The sequence below is a fragment of the Stieleria sp. genome, from assembly GCF_041595215.1.
Classification (GTDB): Bacteria; Planctomycetota; Planctomycetia; order Pirellulales; family Pirellulaceae; genus Stieleria; species Stieleria magnilauensis.
On record NZ_JBFHKV010000480.1, the window covers coordinates 1 to 6,065 of the forward strand.

The 6,065-nt window shown below is 59.6% G+C and carries 6 protein-coding genes; 5 read left to right on the forward strand and 1 reads right to left on the reverse strand.

Going from position 1 to position 6,065, the window contains the following annotated elements:
* Positions 1-230: 230 nt before the first annotated feature.
* Positions 231-1,370, forward strand: a complete 1,140-nt coding sequence (locus ABX749_RS18245) for an FG-GAP repeat domain-containing protein (RefSeq protein ID WP_372897224.1) — start codon at positions 231-233, stop codon at positions 1,368-1,370.
* Positions 1,370-2,740 carry a PQQ-binding-like beta-propeller repeat protein gene (locus tag ABX749_RS18250; protein WP_372897225.1) on the forward strand — a complete coding sequence of 457 codons (1,371 nt, stop codon included), beginning with the start codon at positions 1,370-1,372 and terminating at the stop codon, positions 2,738-2,740. Before ABX749_RS18245 ends, ABX749_RS18250 begins: the two co-directional genes overlap by 1 nt.
* Here ABX749_RS18250 and ABX749_RS18255 read toward each other — a convergent pair.
* Positions 2,734-2,946 (reverse strand): hypothetical protein, encoded by a 213-nt coding sequence (locus ABX749_RS18255; RefSeq protein WP_372897226.1) that lies wholly within the window; start codon positions 2,944-2,946, stop codon positions 2,734-2,736. The two genes, ABX749_RS18250 and ABX749_RS18255, sit on opposite strands and share 7 nt — an antisense overlap.
* 324 nt (positions 2,947-3,270) lie before the next feature.
* On the opposite strand from ABX749_RS18255, the gene ABX749_RS18260 reads away from it, so the two are divergent.
* The 3 genes from ABX749_RS18260 to nuoF all read left to right on the forward strand — a co-directional run bounded on the left by ABX749_RS18260 (position 3,271) and on the right by nuoF (position 5,961).
* A complete protein-coding gene (locus ABX749_RS18260) occupies positions 3,271-3,522 on the forward strand; it encodes a hypothetical protein (RefSeq protein WP_145219140.1) in 252 nt (83 codons plus the stop codon).
* Positions 3,523-3,798: 276 nt separating this feature from the next.
* Positions 3,799-4,311: a bidirectional hydrogenase complex protein HoxE gene (gene hoxE / locus ABX749_RS18265; RefSeq protein WP_372897227.1), complete on the forward strand. Its 513-nt coding sequence runs from the start codon at positions 3,799-3,801 to the stop codon at positions 4,309-4,311.
* Positions 4,312-5,961, forward strand: coding sequence for an NADH-quinone oxidoreductase subunit NuoF (gene nuoF / locus ABX749_RS18270; protein ID WP_372897228.1), 1,650 nt, complete (start codon positions 4,312-4,314; stop codon positions 5,959-5,961).
* Positions 5,962-6,065 lie beyond the last annotated feature (104 nt).

A 6,065-nucleotide genomic window follows, 5' to 3' on the forward strand; every position in this document is an offset into this window, starting at 1 on the left:
AATTGGTGTCGTACTAACCCAGACTGCGATTAACATCGACTTCTAGCCCAGTATTGAGGGTTACACGGTTATTGGTGGTCGTTGGTCTTCGTGGACGTCAGCCATCGGGTGTTGCGTCGACTGATTTGCGGGCTAACTTGAGCAGCGTCAGAAATCTGCGTTGGCGTGAAAATCCGCACCGGCGGGTTGTTTCTCTACCACCGACACGCGTTCCGGGAAAGCCTCTCAACATGCAGTTCAGATTGCGACATGCGACGGCGTCGATCTTCGGTCTGTTGCTAACGGCACCCCTGATGGCTCAGGACCGCACGTTTGTCACAGGTGATCGTCTTGCGCTGGGGACGGACGTTTTTCGCTCTGCTTCGGTACGACTGGGTGATGTCGACAGCGACGGCGATCTGGATGTCGTCGTTGCCAATGGTCGGCATTGGCCGGAACAAAACTTTCTGTTTCTCAACGCCGGCAAGTCGACGTTTTCGATCATGCGTCCCTTGGGCAGCGATCGCAGAACCTCTTACGCGTGTGAGTTCGCCGATCTGGATGGCGACGGCGACCTGGACATCGCCACCGGTAACGACATGGCGCCGGGCCGCATCTTTCTGAACGATGGCACCGGCACGTTTTCAGCACACGGCGAATTCTCAGACGTCTCCAGCCTGCGAAGCCTGACCGTCGCCGATATCGATTCCGATGGAGACATCGATCTGATTTCCACTTGCCGCGGCCGGGCCAACCGAATCTATCTGAACGACGGCGCGGCCGACTTTCGGCCGGGGCCAACCTTCGGCCGCCGCGATGATTCCACCATTGACGTCGCCGTGGCAGACATCAACGCCGATGGTCATCAAGATTTGTTGCTGGCCAATCGCGACCGGCAGGCCAACGAGATCCTGTTTGGCGATGGCACGCTACAGTTCAATCAACGCACGACCTTTGGAACGGGAAACGATCAATCCAGAGCCATCGCGGTCGCCGACATGAACGGCGATGGCAAGCTCGACTGGGTTGTCGGCAACATTCGGCAGAGCAATCAGCTCTTTCTTGGCGATGGCAAGGGTGGCATCCTGGAGACGCATTCTTTTGGCCCCGCCGACAGTGTGACGTATGCCATCGCCGTTGCCGACATGAACAACGACGGCAACATCGACGTGATCTGCGGCAACGTCGGCCAGACGAATTCGGTGTTCTTCAACGGCGGCGACGGCAAGTCATTCGTCGAAGCTTCCTTCGGTGATCCCGCCGCGGCAACGTACGGACTGGCCGTTGGTGATCTCGACGGCGATGACTTTGCGGACATCGTCACGGCGAATTCCAACAGCATGAATTTTGTTTTCCTGAATCGACCTCTCCGAACGCGGACGGCCCACTGATGAGATCTTTCCCCGCAACCCTGCTGCTGGCTTTCGGTCTGTTGGCTTTTGGTTTGCTGACGCAGTGGGAATCCCTGCACGCACAATCCAACACCGACTGGCCGGCGTTTCGCGGGTCTGGCGGCCGAGGTGTCGCGGAGGGGTTTCCTGTTCGCACCACATGGAACGCTGACCCGGCGGCCGGAGCGCTCGACGGGGTGCTCTGGCAGACCGAGGTTCCCGGCCTCGGGCATAGCAGCCCCGTGATCTTTGGCGATCAATTGTTTCTGATCACCGCCATCGCGGATGAAGGGAGTGCAGAACTTGAAATCGCCGCCGGAGGAAAACCGACCGCCGCCGACGACAACGGCCGGCAGCAGTGGGTGGTTCTGTGCTATGACAAAACCAGCGGCAAAGAATTATGGCGTCAAACGTTGCGAACGGGCGAACCGCGGGCCACGCGGCACGCGAAAGCGACTCATGCCAACACGAGCGTCTGTGTTGACGGCCGACATGTGGTTGCGTTTCTCGGGTCGGAAGGGCTGTACTGCTACGACATGGAGGGCAAGTTGCTTTGGCAACGCGATTTGGGCGTGATCGATATCAGCAAGTACGGGATCGGCTGGGGCTACGCCAGCTCTCCCGCGATTCACAACGACCGCATCGCGCTGGTGTGCGACGATCCGACCAATCCGTTCGTCGCGGTGCTGAATTTACAGACCGGCGAGGAAATCTGGCGAGCAGCCCGGACCAGCGATTGCGAACGCAGCTGGGGAACCCCGCTGATCCACGCCACTGATGACGCGACCCAAGTTGTCGTCAACGGCTGGCCCTGGATTGTTTCGTACGATCTGGAGTCCGGCAAAGAGCGATGGCGTTTGGAAGGCGGAGGCGACAATCCCATTCCAACACCGTTTGAAGCGAACGGCTGGATTTACATTACGAATGCTCACGGAGCGAAATCGCCGATTTACGTCGTCCGCCCCGACGCCCGCGGCAATCTTTCGGCAGCCGAATCGGCGGCTTCAAAAGACGCCGTCGTGTGGAGCGTCGAACGAGGCGGATCCTATCTGTCGACGCCCGTTGTTTATGGTGACTACCTGTACCTTGGAAATTCCAACGGCGTGGTGCGTTGTTTCCACGCGAAGTCTGGCGAGAAAATCTACGAAGAGCGTCTCGGCAGAGCAGCCGGAATCGTTGCCTCGCTGGTTGCCGCCGACGGAAAAATCTATTGCGCATCGGAAAATGGCAACGTGTACGTGCTTCGAGCCGGAGCGGAATTTGACATCCTGGCAATCAATCCCATGTCCGAACCGGTCCTGGCAACACCCGCCCTTTCGGAAGGCGTGCTCTACATCCGGACGACGCGAAGGCTAATCGCGGTTCAGTAGATGGGGGCCGAGACTGCCCAGCTGGACGCAGTCGCCTCCGGATCCGATGTCACGACGAGAACAGACGGGAAGATGTCGATGATGATGTCGTGGACACCGTCGTCATAACTGGAGACGACACCCGCGCCCGTGATGCCCGCGCCGGGGGCCGTTTGCCCGGCAATGGTCAGGTAGGGTTTGGTGATCCGAATGTCGCCGCAGTTCAAGCGTCTCGGTGCTCCTTTGAATCACGCGTCACCGCTGATCCGTCTCGCGCCTTCGTTGCACGTCGCCTGTTGGTTGCTCGTTGATCCTCTCTGCGGGGCGGGTTGGCCGCCGGACTCGATGGCAGGACCGCATTGCAGGTCTGCACCACTCCTGCGAGATCCCGGTGGCAAGCCCTTAACGAAATTTGGAAAAAGAAAGCGGCTCCGTTGAACTATTTTCCCTTTCCCGTTTCGCTCCGCACGGGCAGTGCGACGAGGGAACAACATTTGCACGTGAAAAGCCTCGCTCGACATCTCTGCCCCCTAGACTGAGTGAGGTGAGTCATGCGTGCTTATTCTGATATGAACACCCACCGTCTTGAGAAGCTGGCGCGTGAGAAAGGAGTCGACTGTCAGATCAGAACGGTGGAGGCTCAAGAGGACGGTCGGTTTTTCGTGTTTGCCGTAGACGGTGTCCCGCTTCGACGCCCCGTCTCGCTCGGTTTCACCGTGGACCGTGCGATCCACACGTTGAACGTCGGATCGTGGCGGCGCTACGCATTGGTCGGCGAGCCCACGACGCTGGCTTCTGCGTGACGATTGGGTGTGCGGCTTGGCACGGGCGTGGTGGCGTTTGAGTGCCGTGATCGCTATGGCTGAGCGAATGGGCACACTCTAAAGCCGATATGCTTCTCCGTTTCCGGACAAAATGCTTGGGAACAGGAGTTGCTATCGGTAGGCCTCGGTTAACCGTTCCTCTGCTGAGTGGTGAGAGCCCATGCATGAGAGGTGCGATCGAAACATCCATCGTGTTGAGAGGTCGACACTGAGAATGAATCCCGACAAGGCAACTCGACCGATGGAGCGAAAACGATGTTGATGGACCGTCCGGGAACCGAACGAACCGCCGTGGTCGCACCACCCGACGACGATAAACGTTGGAAGATCATCGATGTCACGATGCGGCGTAATGGCTATTCGGGACATGCGTTGATCGAAACGTTGCACGCCGTGCAAAGTTGTTTCGGGTATCTGGAAGACCGTTCGCTACGCTACGTCGCGGTGTCGTTGCAACTGCCGCTGAGCAAGGTTTACGGGGTCGCAACGTTCTACCATCTGTTCACACTCAAACCACAAGGCGAGCACACCTGTGTGATATGCACCGGAACGGCTTGCTACATCAAAGGGTCTCGCGGTTTGGTGTCGGCGATCGAAGCGCGTTATGGCGTCAAGCCGGGCCAGACGACCGACGACAATGTGTTGTCCGTGTTGAGCGCCCGCTGCATCGGTTCCTGTGGCGTGGCTCCGACCGTCGTCCTGGACGGAAACGTGTTGGGGGAACAGACGCCAGATGGCTTGATCGCCGAGCTTCAGGAGGTCATCTGAATGAACCTGGAAGACCTGGCGGAGATCGCCGAGCGATCGGCCGAAGCTGAAAAATCACAACGGCATTGTGTCCGCGTCTGCATGGCGGCGAGTTGCCAGTCCAGCGGCGCCGGGGCGGTGCTCGAAAGCCTCCGGCAGCACGCCGAACAGGACGCCGATGGCGGCGTTCACGTCAAGCCGGTCGGATGCATGGGACTCTGCTCGGCCGGACCGTTGGTCAGCGTCGACGCGACCGAGTCGAAAACAGACGTGATGTACAAAGACGTCACGCCGGACGACACCGGGGACCTGTACGCCAGCCTCGGCGGCGCCCCGCTGGAGCGGCTGCGATGTCCGACGGACATCCCGTTCTTTGCCTGCCAGCAACGCATCGTGCTGAAGAACTCGGGAATCATCGATCCGGAACACCTTGACGATTACATCGCCGCCGGCGGTTATTCGTCGCTGGTGCGGGCGGTGACCGAGATGACTCCGGCGGACGTCCTCCGCGAAGTCAAGCAGAGTGGTTTGCGGGGACGCGGCGGCGGTGGTTATCCGGCGGGACTGAAGTGGTCCACGGTCGCGATGTCGCCGGAGCCACACAAGTTCGTGATCTGCAATGCCGACGAAGGCGACCCCGGTGCTTTTATGGACCGAGCGGTGTTGGAATCGGATCCCCATCGGGTGCTCGAAGGGATGGCGCTTGCCGGGTACGCGATCGGAGCCGAGCACGCCTACGTCTACATTCGTGCGGAGTACCCGTTGGCGGTGGAGCGGCTGAAAAAGGCGATCAAACAAGCAACCAAGAAGGGGTTGTTGGGACGCCGCATCAGTGACACGACGTTCAATTTCGAAATCGAGATCCGACTGGGAGCCGGGGCGTTCGTGTGTGGCGAAGAAACTGCGCTGATGGCGTCGATCCAGGGGCTGCGTGGGCAGCCGCGGCCCAGGCCTCCGTATCCGGCCGAGGAGGGGCTGTGGGAGTGTCCGACGTTGATCAACAACGTCGAAACGCTCGCCAATATCCCCTCCATCTTGGACCGCGGCGGAGACTGGTTCAAGGGAATCGGCACCGAGGCGTCGACCGGGACGAAGGTCTTTGCGTTAGCCGGACGGATCGCGAATTCCGGCCTGATCGAAGTCCCGATGGGAATCCGCTTGCGCGAGATTGTCGAACAGATCGGCGGCGGTATCCCCGACGGACGACGGTTCAAAGCGGTGCAAACCGGCGGGCCGTCCGGCGGCTGTCTTCCCGAAGAGCATCTCGACATGTCGGTCGAATACGACACGCTGCGTTCGGCCGGTTCGATCATGGGGTCGGGCGGGATGATCGTGATGGACGAGACCTCGTCGATGGTCGATGTCGCGCGTTACTTCATGGAATTCTGTATGACCGAATCGTGTGGCAAGTGTGTCCCCTGCCGAGCAGGCACGGTTCAGATGCACGGGTTGCTGGACAAAATCGCCGAAGGTCGGGCAACACAAGCGGACCTCGATTTACTCGAAGAACTCTGCGACGTCGTCCAGGCCACCAGCCTCTGTGGACTCGGACAGACCGCACCGAATCCCGTGCTCAGCACGCTGCGCTACTTCAGACACGAGTACGATGAAAAGCTGCGTCCCGAGTCCGAACGCATGCCACGTTTACCAGTCGTGACGGGAGACAATTAAATGCCTGGACCTCCCGTTACCACCTCGACCGGCGTAAAAGTCCGCGTCGTCACGTTGAAGATCAACGAACACGACATCGGTGCCCGCGAAACGGACTCCATTCT

Bases quoted from the DNA above. Each gene is read 5' to 3' on its own strand.
- ABX749_RS18245 (WP_372897224.1), top strand. From the start codon at position 231: ATGCAGTTCAGATTGCGACATGCGACGGCGTCGATCTTCGGTCTGTTG.
- ABX749_RS18250 (WP_372897225.1), top strand. From the start codon at position 1,370: ATGAGATCTTTCCCCGCAACCCTGCTGCTGGCTTTCGGTCTGTTGGCT.
- ABX749_RS18260 (WP_145219140.1), top strand. From the start codon at position 3,271: ATGCGTGCTTATTCTGATATGAACACCCACCGTCTTGAGAAGCTGGCG.
- hoxE (WP_372897227.1), top strand. From the start codon at position 3,799: ATGTTGATGGACCGTCCGGGAACCGAACGAACCGCCGTGGTCGCACCA.
- nuoF (WP_372897228.1), top strand. From the start codon at position 4,312: ATGAACCTGGAAGACCTGGCGGAGATCGCCGAGCGATCGGCCGAAGCT.